General features: G+C 63.3%; 20 protein-coding genes and 1 tRNA gene. 16 read left to right on the top strand and 5 right to left on the bottom strand.

Going from position 1 to position 22,248, the window contains the following annotated elements:
* Positions 1–319: 319 nt before the first annotated feature.
* Positions 320–394, top strand: a tRNA-Glu gene (locus EJ071_RS22355).
* Positions 395–828: 434 nt separating this feature from the next.
* On the opposite strand, the gene EJ071_RS22350 is transcribed toward EJ071_RS22355, so the two are convergent.
* On the bottom strand, positions 829–2,076 hold the full coding sequence (locus EJ071_RS22350) for an ATP-binding protein (protein WP_126099816.1): 1,248 nt from the start codon (positions 2,074–2,076) through the stop codon (positions 829–831).
* Entirely contained in the window at positions 2,073–2,798 is a 726-nt protein-coding gene (locus EJ071_RS22345) for a response regulator (RefSeq protein ID WP_126099815.1), read from the bottom strand. Before EJ071_RS22345 ends, EJ071_RS22350 begins: the two co-directional genes overlap by 4 nt.
* A 212-nt stretch (positions 2,799–3,010) precedes the next feature.
* On the opposite strand from EJ071_RS22345, the gene EJ071_RS22340 reads away from it, so the two are divergent.
* From EJ071_RS22340 to EJ071_RS22315, 6 genes are all read left to right on the top strand, one after another.
* Positions 3,011–3,508 carry a hypothetical protein gene (locus EJ071_RS22340; RefSeq protein ID WP_245459943.1) on the top strand — a complete coding sequence of 166 codons (498 nt, stop codon included), beginning with the start codon at positions 3,011–3,013 and terminating at the stop codon, positions 3,506–3,508.
* Positions 3,509–3,818: 310 nt separating this feature from the next.
* Complete coding sequence (locus EJ071_RS22335) at positions 3,819–3,998, top strand: hypothetical protein (protein WP_245459942.1); 180 nt, start codon at positions 3,819–3,821, stop codon at positions 3,996–3,998.
* Positions 3,999–4,351: 353 nt separating this feature from the next.
* Positions 4,352–5,635 (top strand): efflux RND transporter periplasmic adaptor subunit, encoded by a 1,284-nt coding sequence (locus EJ071_RS22330; protein WP_126099813.1) that lies wholly within the window; start codon positions 4,352–4,354, stop codon positions 5,633–5,635.
* A gap of 4 nt (positions 5,636–5,639) precedes the next feature.
* Complete coding sequence (locus tag EJ071_RS22325; RefSeq protein ID WP_126099812.1) at positions 5,640–8,795, top strand: efflux RND transporter permease subunit; 3,156 nt, start codon at positions 5,640–5,642, stop codon at positions 8,793–8,795.
* 11 nt (positions 8,796–8,806) lie between these two features.
* The gene (locus tag EJ071_RS22320; protein WP_126099811.1) at positions 8,807–10,294 is read left to right on the top strand and encodes an efflux transporter outer membrane subunit; all 1,488 of its coding nucleotides are present in this window, start codon (positions 8,807–8,809) and stop codon (positions 10,292–10,294) included.
* A 100-nt stretch (positions 10,295–10,394) separates the two neighbouring features.
* Positions 10,395–11,081 (top strand): aspartyl/asparaginyl beta-hydroxylase domain-containing protein, encoded by a 687-nt coding sequence (locus tag EJ071_RS22315; RefSeq protein ID WP_126099810.1) that lies wholly within the window; start codon positions 10,395–10,397, stop codon positions 11,079–11,081.
* Between the two features lie 65 nt (positions 11,082–11,146).
* Here the strand turns inward: EJ071_RS22315 and EJ071_RS22310 are convergent, their stop codons facing one another.
* The 3 genes from EJ071_RS22310 to EJ071_RS22300 form a co-directional block, all read right to left on the bottom strand.
* Positions 11,147–11,491, bottom strand: a complete 345-nt coding sequence (locus tag EJ071_RS22310) for a DUF982 domain-containing protein (protein ID WP_126099809.1) — start codon at positions 11,489–11,491, stop codon at positions 11,147–11,149.
* A gap of 219 nt (positions 11,492–11,710) precedes the next feature.
* The gene (locus EJ071_RS22305; RefSeq protein WP_126099808.1) at positions 11,711–11,947 is read right to left on the bottom strand and encodes a hypothetical protein; all 237 of its coding nucleotides are present in this window, start codon (positions 11,945–11,947) and stop codon (positions 11,711–11,713) included.
* A 114-nt stretch (positions 11,948–12,061) separates the two neighbouring features.
* On the bottom strand, positions 12,062–12,457 hold the full coding sequence (locus EJ071_RS22300; RefSeq protein WP_245459941.1) for a hypothetical protein: 396 nt from the start codon (positions 12,455–12,457) through the stop codon (positions 12,062–12,064).
* A gap of 218 nt (positions 12,458–12,675) precedes the next feature.
* Here EJ071_RS22300 and map point away from each other — a divergent pair, with 218 nt between their 5' ends.
* From map to EJ071_RS22255, 9 genes are all read left to right on the top strand, one after another.
* Positions 12,676–13,503: a type I methionyl aminopeptidase gene (gene map, locus EJ071_RS22295; protein WP_126099807.1), complete on the top strand. Its 828-nt coding sequence runs from the start codon at positions 12,676–12,678 to the stop codon at positions 13,501–13,503.
* A 139-nt stretch (positions 13,504–13,642) separates the two neighbouring features.
* Positions 13,643–14,404 carry a DNA repair protein RadC gene (radC, locus tag EJ071_RS22290; RefSeq protein WP_126099806.1) on the top strand — a complete coding sequence of 254 codons (762 nt, stop codon included), beginning with the start codon at positions 13,643–13,645 and terminating at the stop codon, positions 14,402–14,404.
* 368 nt (positions 14,405–14,772) lie between these two features.
* Positions 14,773–15,459 (top strand): response regulator, encoded by a 687-nt coding sequence (locus tag EJ071_RS22285; RefSeq protein ID WP_126099805.1) that lies wholly within the window; start codon positions 14,773–14,775, stop codon positions 15,457–15,459.
* A gap of 1 nt (position 15,460) precedes the next feature.
* Positions 15,461–16,750 (top strand): ATP-binding protein, encoded by a 1,290-nt coding sequence (locus EJ071_RS22280; RefSeq protein ID WP_126099804.1) that lies wholly within the window; start codon positions 15,461–15,463, stop codon positions 16,748–16,750.
* 103 nt (positions 16,751–16,853) lie between these two features.
* Positions 16,854–17,483, top strand: coding sequence for an isoprenylcysteine carboxylmethyltransferase family protein (locus tag EJ071_RS22275; RefSeq protein ID WP_189521175.1), 630 nt, complete (start codon positions 16,854–16,856; stop codon positions 17,481–17,483).
* A 336-nt stretch (positions 17,484–17,819) separates the two neighbouring features.
* The gene (locus EJ071_RS22270; protein WP_126099802.1) at positions 17,820–18,665 is read left to right on the top strand and encodes a DUF3313 domain-containing protein; all 846 of its coding nucleotides are present in this window, start codon (positions 17,820–17,822) and stop codon (positions 18,663–18,665) included.
* 203 nt (positions 18,666–18,868) lie between these two features.
* The gene (locus EJ071_RS22265) at positions 18,869–19,747 is read left to right on the top strand and encodes a cytochrome c oxidase subunit II (RefSeq protein ID WP_126099801.1); all 879 of its coding nucleotides are present in this window, start codon (positions 18,869–18,871) and stop codon (positions 19,745–19,747) included.
* A gap of 22 nt (positions 19,748–19,769) precedes the next feature.
* The gene (gene ctaD / locus EJ071_RS22260; RefSeq protein WP_126099800.1) at positions 19,770–21,539 is read left to right on the top strand and encodes a cytochrome c oxidase subunit I; all 1,770 of its coding nucleotides are present in this window, start codon (positions 19,770–19,772) and stop codon (positions 21,537–21,539) included.
* Complete coding sequence (locus EJ071_RS22255) at positions 21,536–22,240, top strand: cytochrome c oxidase subunit 3 (RefSeq protein ID WP_126099799.1); 705 nt, start codon at positions 21,536–21,538, stop codon at positions 22,238–22,240. The genes ctaD and EJ071_RS22255 overlap by 4 nt, the downstream gene beginning before the upstream one ends.
* Positions 22,241–22,248 lie beyond the last annotated feature (8 nt).

The following is a 22,248-nucleotide window of genomic DNA, read 5'->3' as shown; positions in this document are numbered from 1 at the left end:
GAAGACCCGAGGATCCATTCCGTGACCTTGGCCGAAGAATGCAGCCGAGCAGAATTCTGCACCGCTGCAACGCTTCTAGGTAACGGAATGGATTCTATGGTCTGCGCCGCGTCGCTACGCTCCTTGCTCCGCCATAGAATGACGACCTCGAGTGGCGTTCCAGCCAATCTCCAAGGATGCACGAGCAACTGGGCGCCGCAAACCGTGTCATGACTCGCCAAAATCGTCCTTTTTGCCACGCTTGAAAAAAGTTGTCGCATGTGGCTGCGCATGGGTTGCCGGTTGCGAACAACGCAATTATAAGCCGCTTCGTCTGAGCGCGCCCATCGTCTAGCGGTTAGGACACCGCCCTTTCACGGCGGTAACAGGGGTTCGATTCCCCTTGGGCGTACCAGAATCTCCCGCGAGAATACAAAATCGACAACGGGCACGAGATCATCTGTATCGAGTGTAGGCGAAAACACGCCGTTAACCTCGTTCGCAAGTGACGGTAGGTCAGCCTCAACCCGAAAGGGTAGAACTATACACGCTCTCAGCCGTGGAGGCGCGGAGATGAACTTGGCCCGGATAGCGCTCTTGTGCACGGCCATGATCAGCCTGGCAGGACTGCAGGTTGTCCGTGCTGAGGATCAGCCTGCTACCCAAAGCGGTGAAGCGGCGCAAGAACAGCCGGCGGTGCACTGCGAGGGTCAGAATTGCCTGCCCCCGAAGGACAACCCTGTCCAGGAGTGCAAGGGGCAAGATTGCACGCCGGCGCCAGCAACTGACAAACCGCCGGCTCCGGTGATTGAACAGGTCAAATAAGCAACCTCGATGGCGCCGATTCCATTAGGAAACGGCGTCGAAAATCACCGTCTGCAGCAACCCTCCCCCCTGCCGGTTCTCCAGCCTGATCGTCCCGCCATAGCGCTCGATGATCTCCTTGGCGATCGCAAGCCCCAATCCCGCCCCTGGAATGAATTGCGTGCGCGCCGGATCGGCCCGGAAGAACGGCTCGAACGCCTTGTTCAAGAGGTCCGGCGGGATGCCGGGGCCACGGTCGGCGATGGTGAGAACCGCCTGGCCGTTCAGCGCGGTGAGCGCGATGACGCAGCCCTTGCCATGCGTGGCGGCATTGACGATCAGGTTGCGCAGCGCGCGGCGCAGGCCGAGCGCCCCGGCCTTGACCGAGACCCAGTCGAGGTGGTCGATCGACACCGCATGACCGAGAGACGTCATCTCGGTCTCGATATCGCGGATCAGCCTGTCCAGTTCCACCGCCTCCACCGCGTCCTGGTTCACCTCCTCGCGCACCAGGCGGATGGCGCTGTCGGCGATGCGGTCGAGCTCGTCGAGATCGTGCAACCATTTCTCGCGGTCCTCGTCGAGAAATTCGGCGCGCAGCCGCATCCTGGTCATCGGCGTCCTGAGGTCGTGGCCGGCGGCCGCGACCAGGCGCATGCGGCTTTCCATGGTGGTTTTCAGCCTGGCGGAGAGCTGGTTGAGCGCGTGCGCGGTGGCCCTGACCTCCGCGGATCCTTCCTCCGGAACCGTCGCCAGCACGCCGTCCGGACCGATCTTGCCGACCGCGGTCTCCAGCATTTCGAGCGGTCGCACCAGCACCGCCGTGAAATAGATCGCGACGGCAGTGGCGCCGAGCACGATGAGGATGATCCAGCCCGAGAGCACGAACCAGGCATCCCTCGGCGGGCCGAAGTCCGGCACGTCGATGATCATCCATCGATTACCGGGCAGCGAGACCGAGGCGACCATGCCGGGCCGATCCGGATTGCGGCTGACGATAGCCGAAAGGTCCAGGCCGTCGCGATGCAGGATCTCGTTGAGCACCTGCGTGTGCTCGCGGTCCTCGAAACCGTCGGCGCGATGGTCGCTGATGGTGATCGGGGCCGCGCCGGCGCCTGCCGGATGGCCGGGAACCAGTTGCACCATCAGCTGGATCTGGCGCGCGACTGGCCCCATGCTCCGTTCAGGGGAAGGCCCGCCCAGCACCTTGATGGCGACGATCGTGGCGAGCCCGACGACGCCGACGATCGAGACCACCAGCAGGACGATCAGCCGCCTGCGCAGCGACCTCATGGTTCGGTCTCCGCGGTTTCGACGCGCGCGGTGAGCTGATAGCCGCCATTGCGCACGGTCTTGAACAGGTTCTCCTCGCCGGCATCGGCGAATTTCCGCCGCAGCCGGCTCATCAGCACGTCGACGGAGCGCTCGAGCGGATCGCGCTCGCGCCCTTGCGTCAGGTCGAGCAACTGGTCGCGCGACAACAGCCGCCCGGGCCGGTCGAGAAAGACCTGCAACAGGTCGAATTCCGCACCGGTGAGATCGACGATCTCACCGTCGGTATCCACCACCTTGCGCGTGTCCGGCTCCAGCCGGTAGCCGGCGAAATGGTAGACGCGCACCTTGGGCGGCGCGGCTTCTTCCGGCGCGGAGCGCCTCAGCACCGCGCGGATGCGCGCCGAGAGCTCGCGCGGATTGAACGGCTTGCCGAGATAGTCGTCGGCGCCGAGCTCCAGGCCGATGATGCGGTCGACATCCTCCTTCAGCGCAGTGAGCAGGATGACCGGAATATGCGGCTTGCGGTCACGCAAGCTGCGGCAGATGTCGAGCCCGGAGCCGTCCGGCAGCATGACGTCGAGCACGATCAGGTCGAACTGGCCGGTGGCGAGCTTCTGCTCGCACTCGCGCCGGTCGGCCGCCACGGAGACTCTGAACCCCTGCCCGTCGAGATAACGCCCGAGCAGCGTCCTGATCTCGCGATCGTCGTCGACGACAAGGATATGGGATTGTGCCTGCATGTCTGCCCGCTTGCCTTTATGCCTGGGATTATAGGGAGAGCCGCCGCCAAGCGGCACGGAAAATTGCAACGGAATGTTTCCGCGGGGACGACGGAAACATTCGGAAACAAATCTCCTTTTTGCGGAAACCTTCGGCAACGCGCCGAAGCAAAGCGGCAAAAAACGCTTCCTATCCTCCTGCCATCCGAAGCATGAGAGGAAAGGATCACGTCATGCGAAGCAGACTTTTGGCGCTCGGCCTGTTCTCGGTCGCGGCCATCCATCCCGTGCTGGCCGCCCAGCCCGACCCCGGCGCGGCATCCGGTGACGAGGCGCCGGCGATCACCCGGCAGGACGATGCAGGCCCAGGCCCGATGCCCTGGCCCGGCCCGCATGGCCCGATGCGGCACGGCCCGCAGGGGCCGGAGGGTTTTGGCTTCCGCCGCATGGGACCGCCACCGCCGGAAATGCTTGCCGCCCGGCTTTCGGCGCTCGAGACCCGCATCGGCATCCGCTCCGAGCAGCTCGATGCCTGGCGCGACTATACCAGCGCGCTGCAGGCGGTGCTGGCGCCGCCGCGGTTCGGTCGCGGCCCCGGCACTCGCGACGGTCCTGAAGCAGGCGGGTCGCCTCCCCCGGCGGCCCGGATCAGGCGCAGCGCGACCCCTTCGCCTTCCAGGAGCGACTGGCTGACGAGGTCACCAAACGCGCCGCTTCGGCCGCCAAGCTGAAGGACGCCATTGCCGCACTGCGCAGCAAGCTGACGCCCGAACAAATCGAAATCCTCGCTTCGGCGGATCGGCCGCTCGGCCCGCCCCCCGGTCCATGGGGCAATCCGCCGGACGATGCAGCCGGCCCCGGAGGTCCGCATGAACATGGCGGGCAGCAGCCACCCCTACCCCGGAATGGCGAGCAACTCTGACCGGCTGCGCCGGCCGGCCCGTTGACTCACCCGTTCACGGGCCGGCCGGTTTTTTCGAATTGGCGATGCCCCGCGCGGTCGCGACGAGCGCATGGAGAACCAGCATGTGGGAAGCACTGATGATGCTGCGGCTGATCGCATCCGTCGCCCCAAGCTTCCCCATCGGACAGCACGCTCCGCAGCCCATCCTGCCGATCACCAGGATCAAAGGCGCGATCCGCTTGAGCTTCGCCGGCTATCGCCTCTCGCTGCCGATCCCATCGGAAAACGTCCAAAATCATGATCAGAAGATCGCGTAGGACTCGTTCCTGTGGAGAAAACGTCGCCGCGACGACAATTCGCGGGAGCCGTTCCGGTGGCCGGCAGGACACTTGGCTTATCGCCGCTGATCGGCATACTGCCGGCGGTGGGCAATGCGGCCAAGCACTCGACTCTGCCGTCGAGTGCGATTGGCTGACCGGAACGAGCGCGACATGAGCCGCTTCGACGCACTGCTCGACAAGGACCTACCACAAACCAATGGCGCTTCCTTCGATGGCGCTTTGCTTTGCTCGTATCCCCGGTCACCAATGCCCTTCTTGATCAGGTCGAGGGACCGGATCGTGCCGCAACGTTCCTCCATCGCAAACCGCAGCGAAAGATGATCCCGACCATGCGAATTCCATCTAACCAAACTTCCCTGCCGACACGTCGACAAGCAATTTTGGTGGTGCTTGGCTCTGCCCTTCTTCTGGTCGCTTGCTCGCAGGAGAAGAGCCAGGTTCCGCCTGGCATGGGCGGCGTCGGCCGGCCCGAAGTCGGCGTCGTCACGCTGCATCCGCAATCGGTCGCGATCACCGCCGAATTGCCCGGCCGCACCGCGGCCTCCCTCATCGCCGAAGTGCGCCCGCAGGTCGACGGCATCATCCAGCAGCGCCTGTTCCAGGAAGGCGTCGAGGTGGTGCCGGGACAGCCGCTCTACCTCATCGATCCGGCGAGCTACCAGGCTGCCTATGACAGCGCCGTCGCCGCCCAGCAGAAGGCCGAAGCAGCGCTTCCCACCGCACAGGCCAAGTTCGACCGCTATTCCGGATTGCTGAAGCAGAACGTGGTCTCGAAGCAGGATTACGACGATGCCGCCGCGACGCTGAAGCAGGCCCAGGCGGACGTGGCCTCCGCCAAGGCCAGCGTCGAGACCGCGCGTATCAGCCTCAACCGCACCTCGATCACCGCGCCGATCGCCGGCCGGATCGACAAATCCACGCTGACGCCGGGAGCGCTGGTTACCGCCAACCAGGAAACGGTGCTGACGACCATTCGCTCGCTCGACCCGATCAATGTCGACGTCACGCAGTCCAGCACCAATCTGCTCAACCTGCGCCAGGCGATCAACGAAGGCCGGCTGAAGTTCAGCGGGCCCAATGTCAGCGTCAAGCTGAAGCTCGACAACGGCACCATCTATTCGCGAACCGGCAAGCTGGAATTCGCCGGCGCCAATGTCGATCTGTCCACCGGCACCTTCGCGCTCAGAGCCCAATTCCCCAATCCCGACCGCCTGCTGCTGCCAGGCATGTATGTCCGCGCCATCGTCGAGGAAGGTGTCGCCCAAAACAGCTTCCTGGTGCCGCAGCGCGCCGTCAGCCGCAATCCCAAGGGCGAAGCGACGGCAATGGTGGTGAATGCCCAGGGCAAGGTTGAATCGCGCATCTTGAGCGTGCGCAACAGCGTCGGCAACAATTGGCTGGTGGATTCCGGCGTCGGCGACGGCGACCGCGTCGTGGTCGAAGGCGTGCAACTGGTGCGCGCCGGCGGCGACGCGACGCCGGTCGAGGTGACCATCGACGAGGCGACCGGCGAGATCAAGGATCGCGAGCAGACCTCCGCCACGGTAGAACCGGCCGGTGGCAAAGCCCCCGGCACCGGCAAGCAACCGGCGTCTGGCGCAACCGGGAACTGAGGCGATGTCGACTTTCTTCATCAACCGCCCGATCTTTGCCTGGGTGATCGCCATCGTGATCATGCTGGGCGGCCTGCTCGCGCTCCGGTCGCTGCCGATCTCGCAATATCCGCAGATCGCCCCCACCACGGTGAACATCAGCGCGAACTATCCCGGCGCCGACGCCCAGACGGTCGAGAACTCGGTGACCAAGGTCATCGAGCAGGGCATGACCGGCATCGATAATCTCGACTATATGACGGCGACCTCGACATCGACCGGTTCGGCCTCGATCACGCTGACCTTCACCAGCGCCGCCAATCCCGACACCGCCCAAGTGCAGACCCAGAACAAGTTGCAGCTTGTGCAGTCGCAGCTGCCGCAGGTCGTCCAGAGCAACGGCATTACCGTCTCCAAATCCTCGACCGGCTTCCTGATGGTCATCGGATTCGTCTCCGGCGACGGCAAGATGAACTCGACCGACCTTGCCGACTATGTCGACAGCACGGTCAACGACACGCTGAAGCGCGTCGAAGGCGTCGGCTCGACGCAGCTCTTCGGCTCCGGCTATGCGATGCGCATCTGGCTCGATCCCGACAAGCTCGCCCAATATGCGTTGATGCCGAGCGACGTGGCGACCGCCATCGAGGCGCAGAACACGCAGGTCTCCGCCGGCCAGCTCGGCGGCCTGCCGGCGCGCAAGGGGCAGCAGCTCAACGCCACGGTGACGGCAAAAAGCCGGCTGCAGACTGCCGAGCAGTTCCGCAGCATCATCCTGAAGAGCAACACCGACGGCTCGCTGGTTCGGCTGAACGACGTCGCCAAGGTCGAGATCGGCGCCGAAAGCTACACCACGGCGGCCTTTTACAACGGCAAGCCGGCGGCCGGCGTCGCCGTCAATCTGGCGACCGGCGCCAACGCCATCAGCACCGCCGAGGCGGTGCGCGCGACGATCGACCGGCTCAGCTCAACATTCCCGCAAGGGGTCGAGGTCGTCTACCCATACGACACCTCGCCCTTCGTGCGCTTGTCGATCGAGGAGGTGGTCAAGACGCTGGCCGAAGCGATCGTGCTGGTGTTCCTGGTGATGCTGCTCTTCCTGCAGAACCTGCGCGCCACCATCATCCCGACGATTGCCGTGCCGGTGGTGCTGCTCGGCACCTTCGGCGTGCTTTCCTTCTTCGGTTATTCGATCAACACGCTGACCATGTTCGCCATGGTGCTCGCCATCGGCCTGCTCGTCGACGACGCCATCGTCGTGGTCGAAAATGTCGAGCGCGTGATGCAGGAGGAAGGCCTGCCGCCGAAAGAGGCGACGCGCAAATCGATGAACGAGATCACCGGCGCGCTGATCGGCATCGCCACCGTGCTTTCGGCCGTCTTCGTGCCGATGGCTTTCTTCGGCGGCTCCACCGGCATCATCTACCGGCAATTCTCGGTGACGATCGTCTCGGCCATGGTGCTCTCGGTGCTGGTCGCGCTGGTGCTGACGCCGGCGCTCTGCGCCACGATCCTGCGGCCGCCCAGGGATCACGCGACGCAGCGAGGTCCATTCGGCTGGTTCAACCGTGCCTTCGACCGTGGCACGACGGCCTATCGCGACGGCTCGCACGGCATCATCAACCGGGGCAAGCGCTTCCTCGTCGTCTTCCTGGCCATCGTCATCGCCATGGGCTGGATGTTTGCCCGGCTGCCAAGCTCATTCCTGCCGGAAGAAGATCAGGGCATTCTGATCACCAGCGTGCAGCTGCCGACGGGCGCGACGCAGGACCGGACCGAGCGCGTGCTCGCCAAGGTGACCGACCATTACCTCAACGAGGAGAAGGACGCTGTCGAAGGGGTCTTCACGGCTTCCGGCTTCGGCTTCGGCGGGGCCGGTCAGAATGTCGGCATCGCCTTCGTCCGGCTGAAGGATTTCGACAAGCGCACGTCGCCGGCGCTCGCCGCGCAGGCGGTCGCCGGCCGCGCGATGGGCGCTTTTTCCAAGATCAGGGATGCGCAGGTCTTTGCGCTCGCCCCTCCCGCCATCCAGGGTTTCGGCAATACCAGCGGCTTCGACTTCTACCTGCAGGACGTCAATGGCGCCGGCCATGAGGCGCTCATCCAGACGCGCAACCAGTTGCTGGGTCTCGCCGCACAGAGCAAGCTGCTTGCCAACACCCGCCCCAACGGCCAGGAGGATCAGCCGCAATTCTCGGTCGACATCGACCAGGAGAAGGCGAGCGCCCTCGGCATCGGCCTCGCCGATATCAACAACACGCTCTCCACCGCCTGGGGCAGCGACTACGTCAACGACTTCATCGATCGCGGCCGGGTGAAGCCGGTCTATCTGCAATCAGATCCCGACTTCCGCATGCAGCCGGAAGATCTGGACAAATGGCAGGTCCGCAATTCCGGCGGCGCCATGGTGCCGTTCTCGGCATTCGCCTCCAGTCACTGGACATACGGCTCGCCCAGGCTCGAGCGCTACAACGGTTCGGCCGCGGTCGAGATCCAGGGCGCGGCGGCTGCCGGCGTGAGTTCGGGCGCCGCCATGGACGAGATCGACAAGCTGGTCGCGCAACTGCCTGCCGGGTACGCGCATGAATGGACCGGTCTGTCGCACCAGGAGAAGCTTTCCGGCAACCAGGCGATGGCGCTCTACGCAATCTCCGCGCTCGTCGTCTTCCTTTGCCTCGCCGCCCTCTACGAAAGCTGGTCGATCCCCTTTGCCGTCATGCTCTCGGTGCCGATCGGCATCTTCGGCGCGCTGGCGGCGGCGAGCCTGTTCGGGCAGACCAACGACGTCTATTTCAAGGTCGGACTGCTGACCACGATCGGCCTAGCCTCCAAGAACGCCATCCTGATCGTCGAGTTCGCCATCGAGCGGCAGGCGGCGGGAATGGGGTTGGTCGAGGCGACGCTGGAAGCGGCGCGACAACGTCTACGGCCGATCCTGATGACGTCGCTGGCCTTCATTCTCGGCGTCACGCCGCTTGCGATCGCCAGCGGCGCGGGCTCGGGCGCACAGAACTCGGTCGGCATCGGCGTGATGGGCGGCATGATCGCGGCAACCGTGATCGGCGTGTTCCTCGTGCCGCTGCTCTTCGTCTCGGTGCGCCGCATCTTCAAGGGTAAGGCCGCCAAGCAGGATTCTGGGCAGGATACGGGCGGGACGCCAGCCACAGCCACTCAGCAATAAGGGTTCCTCACATGACAGGTTTCGAACGCGGTCTGCGGACCGCGAAGGGGCTGCTTTTGCCCGTGTTCACCGCCGCTCTGCTTTCCGGCTGCGTCGTCGGCCCCGACTATCGGACGCCTTTGATGGTCGTGCCGGCGACCTGGAGCGACCGGACGGGGACAAAGCCGGCCAAGCCGGCGGAATTGTCCAAATGGTGGCTGAAGCTCCGCGATCCCGAACTCAACGCGCTGGTCGAAGAAGCCGTGGCCGGCAATCTCGACGTCGCCACCGCAAAGGCCAAGATTCGAGAAGCCCGCGCAAGCTACCGCCAAAGCGCGGGCGCATTGGCGCCATCGCTGGACGGGTCCGCGTCGGCTACGCGCAACAAGTCGGCCGCGACCACCTCGGGCTCGAATTCCGTTTATAGCGAATACCAGGCCGGGTTCGACGCCAGCTGGGAACTTGACCTTTTCGGCGCCAACCACAGAGCCGTCGAGGCCGCACGCTATGGCCTGGACGCTTCGCAAGAAGAGCTCCGCTCGACCCTGCTGACCCTGGTTGGCGATGTTGCCTCCAACTATGTCCAGGCACGCGGCTACCAGACCCGCATCGCGCTCGCCCGGCGCTCGGCCGCATCGCAAAGGCAGACCGCCGAACTCACCCGCACGATGGCTTTGGCCGGCACGGCTACCGCTGCCGACGTCGCCAAGGCCATGGGACAGGCAAGCAGCACGGAAGCCGACGTTCCGAGCCTGGAGGCGAGCTATGCCGAAGCGGTGCATCGTCTTTCGGTGCTGACCGGGCGGCCGCCGGCGACGCTCGTCGGGCGGCTGAAGCGCCCCACACAGATCCCGACGCCGCGCCTGCCGATCCCGACCGGCATTCCGGCCGACATCCTGCTTACCCGCCCGGACGTGCGCATGGCCGAGCGGCAGTACGCTCAGTACACAGCCAGGGTCGGCCAGGCCGAGGCGGCACGCTATCCGAGCGTGAGCCTGACGGGTGACATCAGCACCGCCGCCTTGAAGCTCGGCGATCTCGGCAAGAACTCCACCATCGGCTGGTCCTTCGGCCCGACGCTCAGCGTGCCGCTGTTCAACGCCGGCCAGTTGCTGGCTGCGGTCGACGTCGCCAAAGCCCAGCGCGACCAGTATTTCATTGCCTACAAGTCCGCCGTGCTGACGGCGCTGGAAGACGTGGAAAACACCACGGTTTCGTTGTCGCAGGAGCGCATCAGGAACGGCAAGCTCGCCTCTTCCGCGAAATCCTATGGCGACGCCGCGCGGCTCGAAAGAACGCTCTACAAGGCCGGCGAGACGAGCCTTCTCGACGTGCTGGACGCCGAGCGATCGGCCTACTCGGCCGACGACACTTTGCTGCAAAGCCGGGTGTCGATCGCCACCGACTACATCGCCCTCAACAAGGCGCTCGGCGGCGGCTGGGACGGCACGATCGACAGCACTAGCCCTGAAGTCGTCGATGTCGGCGCTGGTCCGCGGCTGGCATCGAGCACGCAGTGATACGAAGCCGAGCGTCTGTCTGAACGCTCTAAACAAATCTCCGTGAGCGATGGCCGGAAGCAATCACACAACTATATCATAAACTCATCGAGGTAATGAGATGTCGGGCGCTTACGATCTTGGAACCGATTTGGTCCGTCGCATCTATGAAAAGCGCATAGACGCACCAGCGATTCTTGATATCAGCACGCATTTTCCTAACGCAGCGAAGTTCGCGGCTGCCTGGCAGAGTATTCGCGACGAAGCGCTGTCGGTGCAGCTGAACCGGGTACCGCGCTTCCACGACATCATGCCGGAGCAGGCCGAGATTTCGGCCAAAGACGGCCTCGATTGGCGCATGTTCGTGCTCAAGGCCTATGACATGACGATCCCGCAGAACCTCGCGCGCATGCCTACCCTCAGCCGGCTGCTGTCCGAATGCCCCGAGGTCAAATCGGCGGCTGTCTCATTCCTGGCGCCGCGCAAGCACATCCCTGCCCATCGCGGCCCCTTTCGCGGCATTATGAGATTTCATCTCGGCCTGGTCATCCCGAAACAGCCTGACGGCCGCCCGGCGACGATCATGATGATCAACCATGAGGAGAGGCGGATCGCCGACGGCGAGTGCCTGCTGTGGGACGACACTTTCGAGCACGAGGTCATGAACAACGCCGACCAGGGGCGCATAGCGTTGCTGCTTGATGTATGGCGACCGGAGATGCCGCTGGATATGGAAATCCTATCGCGCCTGATCGTCCGCGGCGTACAGGTGGGAATGCACTACAGGGGCGTGTCTTTCGGTGGTTGAGGCTACGCATGTCTCCCGAAAGTGGGACCCGGTTTCGGGATAAAGACATGCGTAAAATCAAAAACCTAAAGCGCACAGAGCGAATCCAGAAGATCGCGATGCGCTTTAGATCCGCGCCTCGCGAAACCCCTTGCGCTGCCGCCGCGCTTGACTGGCAGCATCATATCCCTGGCAAGCAGACCGCTTACACGGCAGAAGGCCATGAATGCCCGGCAGGCTTCCTCGGTGCCCGCCACGTCGACCGTTGCACCGAAGCAGGCGTTGAAGGCGGCGTCATAGACTTTGCCCTGACGGCGCCTGGGCCAATCCTGGAGGAAGTCGAGCGCCTGCTCGACGCTGTAGATTTCCTCGACCGGCAGGCCTGGCGCGGGCGTGATGCGCACCGGCACCTCGAATTGCAGTCTGTCCATTCCCTGTCTCCCGAACCGGCGCAGTTGGAGCAACGCCGTTCGTTCTGAAAAGTTGCTTTCGGGATCTCCTGGCGCAGGAATGTGACCTCAGTACGGTGCGCGGATCCACCATTGGTGCGGCAGATCGGCGCTTGTCACCTTGTGCATCGATATACCTCTTGGTTTGACAGGGCGATGCAACCGGCATCGCCCGTCACAAGTATCCGCATGCCAGTCAGTCTACTGGTTCGCCGGGTCGGTCTCCGCCTCATAGGCCATGCGTGAGACCACCATCAGCAGATAGGCGGACGGTCCGGCGAAGATGACGGCGAGCACGATCGCCGCCGTCCCTTCCATGCGAAGCGTCGCCGCGACCGCCCAGTAGACCGTGCCGATGCCGATGGTTGCCTGGACGGCGAGGAACGAGGCTGCCGCGGCAACGCGCGTAAGCGTTTTGAATGTCTTGATGCGTTGCATCGAGAAATGTCCGAATTGGCGCGCCACGCAACGGGCGGACGGCCGATAGCCATCGCCAGGTCGCGGCGCAAAGGAATGTTTGGGTGTGAAAGCTGCGGTCGGCGACCGCCGGGCTCAGACGGCGGGTGGCGCCCGAGGCTGATTGGCGTGCGAGAGCGGCGCGGCCGCAAAGGCAGGCACGATGCTCGGCTGCGCCGGCAAGGCCTGGCCAGCAACAAGGAAATCGCCTGCTGGGTGGAGCGCGCCTGGGTTTCCACTCACGAGCTTTATGGGCAGCGGCCGCCCGGCGCGGACCTCGACGGCTTGCGCCTTGCCGGTGATCCTCAGCAGTGCAAGCGTTTCGCCCTGCCGCGTTGCGCTGATGCCGGCGCCGCCCGAGGCCGTGGCTGTCGAGGCGGCGATTTCAGCCTGGGCGAAGCCCACCAGCGCAAGCACGAGCAGCGCCATCAGGGCCGAGCATGCGGTCCTTAATGGCAGCAGCGTCGATCTGGCGCGTTCCGATGCCGTCAACGGCATAAATCTCCTATATCCAGACCCGCCCTACCCCATGGGGCGGCGAAAGGAAAGCTTGGCAGGTAGCCTGACGCGCCAACCTTGCGCCAGCAAATAATCCCTGCGGCGGCCGGTTGAGGGCACTTCGTCCTTGAACCTTGCGGCATCCAGTGCCAAATCTGGAGAAAATTTTCCGCATCGGCTCGCATCAGGAGCCAACCCAAAAACGGACAAGAATGGTTACCTATCTCGACGCCGCAACGGCCCCCTTGAGAAACACCGGCCAGATCCGCCTCTATGGCGAGGAAGGCTTTGCAGGCATGCGCAAGGCCTGCGACCTCACCGCGCGCTGCCTCGACGAGCTGGTCCCGATGGTGAAGCCCGGCGTCACCACAGAGACCATCGACCGCTTCGTCTTCGAGTTCGGCATGGACCACAACGCCCTGCCGGCGACCCTCAACTATCGCGGCTACACCAAATCGTCCTGCACCTCGATCAACCACGTCGTCTGCCACGGCATCCCCGACAACAAGCCGCTGAAGGACGGCGACATCGTCAATATCGACGTCACCTATATCCTCGACGGCTGGCATGGCGATTCCTCGCGCATGTATCCGGTGGGCACGATCAAGCGCGCCGCCGAGCGTCTGCTCGAGGTGACTCACGAATGCCTGATGCGCGGCATTGCGGCGATCAAGCCCGGGGCCCGCACCGGCGCCATCGGCGCGGCGATCCAGACCTATGCCGAAGCCGAGCGCTGCTCTGTGGTGCGCGACTTCTGCGGCCACGGCGTCGGCCAGCTCTTCCATGACGCGCCGAACATCCTGCATTACGGCACGGCCAATGAAGGCGTCGAGATGCGGCCCGGCATGATTTTTACCGTCGAGCCGATGATCAATCTCGGCCGCCCGCATGTGAAGGTGCTGTCGGACGGCTGGACCGCCGTGACGCGCGACCGTTCGCTCTCGGCGCAGTACGAGCACACGATCGGTGTCACCGATACCGGCTGTGAGATCTTCACGCTTTCGCCGAAAAAGCTCGACCGGCCCGGTCTGCCGGCGTAGGGCGGTTCATCGTTTCACGGAAACGACAAACCGGCCTACTTCTTGTTTTGCCGCGATTCCGAACGGAAAACCGCTTCACACTTTTCCTGGAATTGCTTTAGTCTCCCGGCCGGAAGCCTTCTGGGGGAATAGGCAGGCCATGGGGAAAGTCGACGACGAGCGGGCCTTCTTTTCAGAAGCCTGGACTGAACCGCCGCAGACATCACAGAAAAAGGCCGTAGCAGCGGAAAAGCCGCACTACCACGGCCACCGCGACCGCCTGCGCGAGCGCTTCGTTGCGGGCGGCGCAGATGCCCTGCCCGACTATGAATTGCTCGAACTCCTGCTTTTCCGGCTGATCCCGCGCGTCGACACCAAGCCGATCGCCAAGGCGCTGATCCGCCGCTTCGGCTCGCTGGCCGAAGTGCTCGGCGCGCCGGCGTCCCTGCTCGAGGAAGTGAAAGGCATAGGACCGGCAGTGGCGACCGATCTCAAGGTCATCGCAGCGACCGCCCAGCGCATGGCGCGCGGCGAAGTGCGCGGGCGCGAGGTGCTGTCGAACTGGACACAGCTTCTCGACTATTGCCGCTCGGCCATGGCCTTCGAGACGCGCGAGCAGTTCCGCATCCTCTTCCTCGACAAGAAGAACGGGCTGATCGCCGACGAGGTGCAGCAGACGGGCACCGTCGACCACACGCCGGTCTATCCGCGCGAGGTGGTCAAGCGGGCGCTTGAACTCTCCGCCAGCGCCATCATCCTGGTGCACAACCATCCGTCAGGGGATCCTACACCTTCCCGCGCGGACATCGAGATGACCAAGCAGATCATCGATACGGCCAAGCCGCTCGGCATTGCAGTCCACGACCACATCATCATCGGCCGCAAGGGCAACGCCTCGATGAAGGGCCTGCTGCTGATTTGAGGCGTGTGTGGCGTCGATCAAGCCGCATCCTGCGATGGCGCCAATCTGGCCAGGCATGCGTGCTTGACCGAATGAACGATACGACGGCAACGAATGCAGGGCGCGTCGAATGACGCATATGGTCATGCTCATGCGACTCTCCCTGCTCGCTTTCGTTTGACAGCGCGCTGCAGCGACTGCGCGCAACACGCGGGCAAATCGCTCGGCGTCCGGGAGGAAGGGCTCGGGCCATTCGGGATCGCCCTGTCGCGTGCCCTGCGGAGCGGAGCCGTCCGCCTTCCCCAAGTTGTGTTAAGCTGGGTAAAATCCCACCGCCCGCGTGCGTTTGTGCCTTATGGGTGGCCGGCATGAATGACGGACGGAGTGGAATGAACAAGGTCCTCCTCATCGACGATGATGTCGAGTTGACGACGCTGCTGCAGGAATATCTGGTCGAAGAAGGGTATGACGTCGCGACAGGCACGGATGGTGGCACAGCAATTGCTGCCGCCGCGCGCAACTCGGTGGACCTGATCGTGCTCGATATCATGATGCCTCGAATCAACGGGATCAAGGTTCTGCAAAGGATCAGGAAGCTGAGCCAAGTTCCCGTGCTGATGCTGACGGCGAGAGGCGATGACATCGACCGGATATCCGGCCTGAACCTCGGTGCCGACGATTATGTAACGAAGCCCTGTTCGCCAGGAGAACTCGCGGCTAGGGTGCGCGCGATCCTTCGTCGTGCGAACCAGCCCGCGGTCGGCGCGGCCATCGACACGCTAAGAGCCGGGCGGCTGGTGGTTCATCCAGGCAACAGAACCGCCGAATGGGACGGACAGCCGCTGGAGCTTACCGGCACGGAGTTCAGCCTGCTCGAAGTTCTCACTCGCAATGCCGGCCAGCTGGTATCGAAGCAGGACATCTCGAAACGGACTTTTGGAAAGCCGCTGACCCCGTTCGATCGCCGCATCGACGTCCATATCAGCAGCGTGCGTCAGAAGCTCGGGCTCAGGGAGGATGGACAGTCACGGATAAAGTCTGTCCGCGGCCAAGGCTATCAACTTCTTTTGGACTGACATGCCCCGGCTGTTTAAGAAGTTCTTCCTGATAACCTGGCTGACGCTGGCCGCGTCCGTCGCGATCATAATCCTGACGCTCAACTTCTTTGAGACACTTCCTTCCGCTTCGAAACTGGAACGTCAGAAGCGGGAAGTCGTCCTCAACCTGACTGAAAACCTTCTCGCCAAGGACGGTGAAGATGCCGTTCGGCGCTTTGCCCGTACAAGCGAGGATACGGTACCGGTCGGCCTCACGATCTCCGAGATCGCGGAGTCCGGCGCATGTACCGATAGGAGCACGGCGGAGACAAGAACCGTCCTGAAGGATGGGATTTGCTACCGGATTTCCGTGCCTCAGCGATACAGTGTCATTCTCGACAAGCTTGGTCCGTTTGTACCGGCGTTCGGTATTCTGATTTCGAGCGCGATATCGGCGGCCGCGCTCGCCCGATATCTAATTCGCCCTGTTGTGCACCTTCGCGACGGCCTGAGCGCGCTCGCCCACGGCCGTTTCGACGTCCGCATCGGGCACAAGATGGCAGGCCGGAAGGATGAGGTCTCTGCGCTCGCGCACGATTTCGATTCCAGCGCCGCGCGGTTGCAGGAGCTGCAGGATGCCCAGCAGAGACTTTTCCACGACGTGTCCCATGAGCTGCGCTCCCCGCTGTCACGTCTGCAGGCCGTTGGGGGCGTCCTTCGGCAGAGTCCGGCGAAACTCGATGCCATGCTGGACCGCATGGACCGGGAGGTCGAACGGCTCGATGCGCTGGTCGGCGAAGTGCTGACTCTCGCCAGGCTGACAGCCGGCTCCCGTCTCCCGCTGAAGACACAGACGCTGGACGTCATCGATCTCCTGAACGAAATCCTGGGGGACGCAGCGTTCGAAGCCCAGGCACGCGAGGTTTCGATCACCACCAATGTCGACGACAGCTTCCTTGCCGAGGTCGAAGGCGAGCTGATCTGCCGGGCGCTGGAAAACGTCATTCGCAACGCCGTCAAATACACTGCCGAACATTCGCACATCACCGTGCAATGCGAGACGACAGCCGACCTCCTCAAGGTGTGCGTCGCGGATCAGGGGCCGGGCGTCAGGCGAGACGAACTCGAACGAATCTTCCAGCCATTCTCCCGCGGGAACGACGCGGCACCGAGAGGCGGATACGGTCTTGGCCTTGCGATCGCCAGACAGGCCATCGAGCGCCATGGTGGGCGAGTATACGCATCGCTGCCGGACGTCGGCGGCTTGGCCATCATGCTGGAGATTCCCCGGCGGCCGGCGATGCGCAGTGCGGCGAACGATCGAGGCTGATCACAAGTTTTACCCAACTTTACACTGCCTTTACGGCCATTAACGCTGACATCGCTAAGGCTGAGCCGTGATCCCGGTTTTTCAAATGCGACAGAGCGGACCAATGTCGGTGTCCACGGCGGTGTTTCAGCAGGGCAAGAGGATGCGTTTCCTCTGGCTGGCCGTCCCATTGCTTCTGATGCCGATCCTATTGTCGCGGAGCGCTTGGCCGCCAGAGACTGGTCCTCGCCAAAGCATAGAGTTTGTGGGGTCCGCATTTATCATCATTTGTGTCGCCGGGCGGTGCTGGGCATCGCTGTATATAGGCGGACGCAAGAATCGAGAACTCATTACGAACGGCCCTTACAAATACACCCGCAATCCGTTGTATTTCTTTTCGTCCCTGGGGCTTGCCGGCATCGGCCTGACTTTCGGCTCACTCGCGATTGCGGCCGTCCACTTCTTGTTTGGCTATCTGGTATTCGCTTATGTCTCAGCCCGCGAATCGACTGCCCTGGACGAGCTTTTCGGCGATGCTTACCGGGAATATTGCCACGAGGTTCCCGCCTTCTTTCCTCGCCTTGGACGACGCGCCGGCGACGGCGCACATCAATTGCCTGTGTCGTTCAACCCAGTTGCGCTGAAGCGTACTGCTATCGACAGTTCTTGCTTTCTCCTGGCAATCCCCGCGTCCCAACTCATCGATTCGTTGCGCTTTGCAGGGCTGCTTAAACCGATGTTGCGCGTCTTTTGATAGCTGGGTTGCCCGCCCGGTGAAACAGTTTCCCCGAGCCTGCGTGCGGTTGTTGAGGCAAATCAGGCGAAGACAGCAGATCGCATTGAAGAGAAAGTTTGCCGCGGGCCTGCGTCGCAATACTTGCCTCAGTCCGCTTTGCCGTAGAGGGACACTACCCGGGGCCAAACGCCCCGCGGCCGCAAGGCCACTGGCTTTGCCGGCAGCCGGCGACATATGCGCCGGCTGAAGATCGAGGCTGATCGTAAGTTTTACCTAACTTTACACTGCCTTTACCGCCATTAACGCTGGGGCCGCTAAAGCCTGAACCATGAACCTGGTTCAGGCGATTTGACAATGATCTGGAAGCTTCGACGACTTGAAACGCGGCCGCGAGCAGCGCTCTGCGTGGCCCTCTTCTCATGGTTGTCCGCCTGCACGAGCGTGCCCTTGCGCGAGGGCGCGTCTCTCGGTTCCTACGCCGGAATGAGCCCATCGGGCGGCACCCTCACGCAAGCGAAATTGCGTGTAGATTCGGCGCCGGTGCTCGCCGCAAAGACGGTGCGCATTGTACCGACCTCGACGCAGATCGGCAGCCGTGGCTTCGAGCCCAAAGACCTGGCGCTGGTCACCAACGCGATCGACCGGGCACTCTGCACCGACCTTGGCGACCGCTTCCAGGTCGTGGCCCCGAGCCAGCCAGCAGACCTCGTCATCCACGCAACGGTCACCGACATCGTTGCGACGAACCGTACGGCAGCGGCGAGTTCCATCGTTGCGTCGCTCGGCGGCTCGGTGGCGGGGCTCGGGGTTCCAATCCCTCGACTACCGATCGGCCTCGGCGGCCTGGCCATCGAGGCCGAGGCGGTCGACAAGGATCGTTCGCAGAAGGCAGCCATGGTCTGGTCGCGCGGTGCGAACATAATCACGACAAGGGCTCGGGTGTCCGCAGTGGGGGATGCGTATTCCCTCTCTTCGGCCTTCGCCTCTGACTTCAGCCGCATGCTGCTCAAGGGCAAGGACCCGTTCAAAGGAATGCCGGCGATACCATCGATGCAAAGACTCCGGGCCTCGCTCGGTGGCGATCCGAAATACGACGCCTGCAAGGCGTTCGGAACGGCTCCCGGCATTCCGGGAATGGTCGCCGCCCGATTTGGCCTGCCGCCCACCTGGACCGACAGGGGCGCCGCAGTCTCCCGATGACCGCTGATGGCAGACGGCCGGCAACCCCGCCGAGGGCGCGCTGCTGATTTGAGGCGTTTGCCCGACTTCCGAAGTTTGCAGGCGCGAACAACATCGTCCCCATCGGATAGTCGGCTCTGGAATTTCAACCGGAAATCGAGCATGATGCGGCTTGGTATTCCGTTGGAAGCTTCGCACTCCTGTGAAATACCGGAGGACGGGACATGGCCATTGCGCTTGTACTCGTTTTGATCGTCGTGGGCTCGGTGTTGTTCCACTTCCTGAGCCCATGGTGGTGGACGCCGATTGCCTCGAACTGGGACTATATCGACAACACCATCATCATCAGCTTCTGGATCACCGGCGTCGTCTTCAGCGCCGTCGTGCTTTTCATGGCCTATTGCGTGTTCCGCTTCCGCCATCGCGAAGGCAATCGCGCGGTCTATGAGCCGGAGAACAAGCGCCTCGAATGGTGGCTGACGGTCGTCACCGCCGTCGGCGTCACCGCCCTTCTGGTTCCAGGCCTGTTCGTCTGGAGCCGCTTCGTCAACGTTCCAAGCGAGGCGGCCGATATCGAGGTTATCGGCCAGCAATGGCAATGGAGCTTCCGCTTGCCCGGCAAGGACGGCAAGCTCGGCACTTCGGACACCCGCGACGTCACCGCTGACAATCCGCTGGGCGTTGATCCTAAAGATCCCAACGGCCAGGACGATGTCCTAGTCGAGGCCGCCGATCTGCATCTGCCGGTCGGCAAGCCTGTCAAGGTGTTATTGCGCTCGGTCGACGTGCTGCACGATTTCTACATCCCGGAGTTCCGCGCCAAGATGGACATGATCCCGGGTTCGGTCACTTATTTCTGGTTCACCCCGACCAGGACCGGAACCTTCCAAGTCTTATGCGCCGAGCTATGCGGCCAGGGACACCCGCTGATGCATGGCGTGGTGATGGTCGACACAGAGCAGGATTATCTAGCCTGGCTCGGCCAGCAGCAGACTTTCGCGCAATTGTCGGCGCCCAAGCAAACAGGCTCGGCAAGCCAACCGTCAGGAAAGGCGTCCGGTTTGGACGTCGCGGCAAGAATCGAAACGCTCGAGGCCCGCTGAACAGCGGCACGGAGGCGCTCTTATGGTCGACGTCACACCCGCAGATGCCGTTCCGCCCGCCGAAGTTGCAGAGGTGGAACTCTACCATCCGCACAGCTGGTGGACGAAATACGTCTTCTCGCAGGATGCCAAGGTCATAGCGGTCCAGTATTCGGCAACGGCAACGGCCATCGGCCTTGTGGCGCTGGTGCTGTCCTGGCTGATGCGCCTGCAACTCGGCTTTCCCGGCACGTTCGACTTCATCACTCCGGAGGCCTATTACCAGTTCATCACCATGCACGGCATGATCATGGTGATCTACCTGCTTACCGCGCTCTTCCTCGGCGGCTTCGGCAACTATCTGATCCCGCTGATGGTCGGCGCCCGCGACATGGTCTTTCCCTATGTCAACATGCTGAGCTACTGGGTCTATCTGCTCGCCGTGCTGGTCCTGGTCTCGAGCTTCTTTGCGCCGGGCGGGCCGACGGGCGCGGGCTGGACGCTCTACCCGCCGCAGGCGATCATGACCGGCACGCCGGGTGGTCAGGACTGGGGCATCATCCTGATGCTCTCCTCGCTCATCCTGTTCATCATCGGCTTTACCATGGGCGGCCTGAACTATGTCGTGACGGTGCTGCAGGGGCGCACGCGCGGCATGACCTTGATGCGCCTGCCGCTCACCGTCTGGGGCATCTTCACCGCCACCGTCATGGCGCTGCTCGCCTTCCCGGCGCTGTTCGTCGCTTGTGTGATGATGCTGCTCGACCGCCTGCTCGGCACCTCTTTCTTCATGCCGGCGATCGTCGAAATGGGCGAGCAGCTGCAGCACAATGGCGGCAGCCCGATCCTGTTCCAGCATCTGTTCTGGTTCTTCGGCCACCCGGAAGTCTACATCGTAGCGCTGCCGGCCTTCGGCATCGTGTCCGACCTGATCAGCACCCATGCGCGCAAGAACATCTTCGGCTACCGCATGATGGTCTGGGCCATCATCGCCATCGGCGCGCTGAGCTTCTTGGTCTGGGCGCACCACATGTACGTCAGCGGCATGCATCCCTATTTCGGCTTCTTCTTCGCCACCACCACCTTGATCATCGCCATACCGACCGCGATCAAGGTCTATAACTGGGTGCTGACGCTGTGGCGCGGCGACATCCACCTGACGATACCGATGTTGTTCGCGCTGGCCTTCATCGTCACCTTCGTCAATGGCGGCCTCACGGGCCTGTTCCTCGGCAATGTCGTCGTCGACGTGCCGCTGTCCGACACGATGTTCGTCGTTGCTCATTTCCACATGGTCATGGGCGTCGCGCCGATCCTGGTGATCTTCGGCGCGATCTACCACTGGTATCCGAAGGTCACCGGCCGCATGCTCGACGAGACGCTCGGCCGCTTCCATTTCTGGGTCACCTTCCTCGGCGCCTACCTGATCTTCTTCCCCATGCACTATCTCGGCCTGATGGGCATTCCGCGGCGCTACGCCGAACTGACCGACATGACCATCATGACGGAGTCGGCGCACCACCTGAACTCGTTCATCAGCATCATGGCCTTCATGGTCGGCTTCGCCCAGATGGTGTTCCTGTTCAACCTGATCTGGAGCATCCGCCATGGCCGCGAGGCCGGCGGCAACCCGTGGCGGGCAACCACACTCGAGTGGCAGACGCCTGAAACGCCGCCTGCGCACGGCAATTTCGGCAAGGAACTGCCGATCGTCTATCGCTGGGCCTATGACTACAGCGTGCCGGGCGCCAAGGAGGACTTCATCCCGCAGAACGTGCCGGGCTCTTTCGGCCCCTCCAGGGAGCCGGCATGAGCGTCATCCTGGTCTTTCTGCTGGTGATCGCCGGCTTTGCCGGATGGTGGCTTTCGCATCAGCGGCTGCTGGCGAAGCCCTGGCTCGAGCAAGGCATGGCCGGGGATTTCGTCGGCCTCGACCGGTCGGCCCTGCCCACTGCCAAGATCGGCCTTGGTGTCTTCCTCGCCGTCGTCGGCTGCCTGTTCTCGCTGTTCACCAGCGCCTACTTCATGCGCATGGGCCTGTCGGACTGGCGGCCACTGCCGCTGCCGCGCCTGCTCTGGCTGAATACCGGCGTGCTGGTGCTGAGCAGCGTCGCGCTGCAATGCGCCGTCGTCGCCGCGCGCAGAGGCCAGATCGACATGGTCAGGCTCGGTCTTGCAACGGCCGGACTGACCGCCCTCGCCTTCCTGGCCGGCCAGTTGACGGCATGGAGGGAACTGACCGAGGACGGCTATTCGCTGGCATCCAACCCGGCCAACAGTTTCTTCTACCTGATCACTGCAATGCACGGCCTACACATACTGGGCGGGCTGGTCGGCCTTGGCAGGACGAGCGTCGGCGCCTGGAACGGCGCGCGGCCGGAGCGGCTGCGCCTCAGCGTCGAGCTCTGCGCCATGTATTGGCATTTCCTGCTTTTCGTCTGGCTCGGCATCTTCGCCGTCCTGGCCGGTTGGGCGGCGACGCTCATCGACATTTGTCAAAGGCTGCTGACCTAGGAGACCGG

This window comes from Mesorhizobium sp. M1B.F.Ca.ET.045.04.1.1 (assembly GCF_003952465.1).
Taxonomy (GTDB): domain Bacteria; phylum Pseudomonadota; class Alphaproteobacteria; order Rhizobiales; family Rhizobiaceae; genus Mesorhizobium; species Mesorhizobium shonense.
This window is presented reverse-complemented; position numbering and strand designations above follow the sequence as displayed.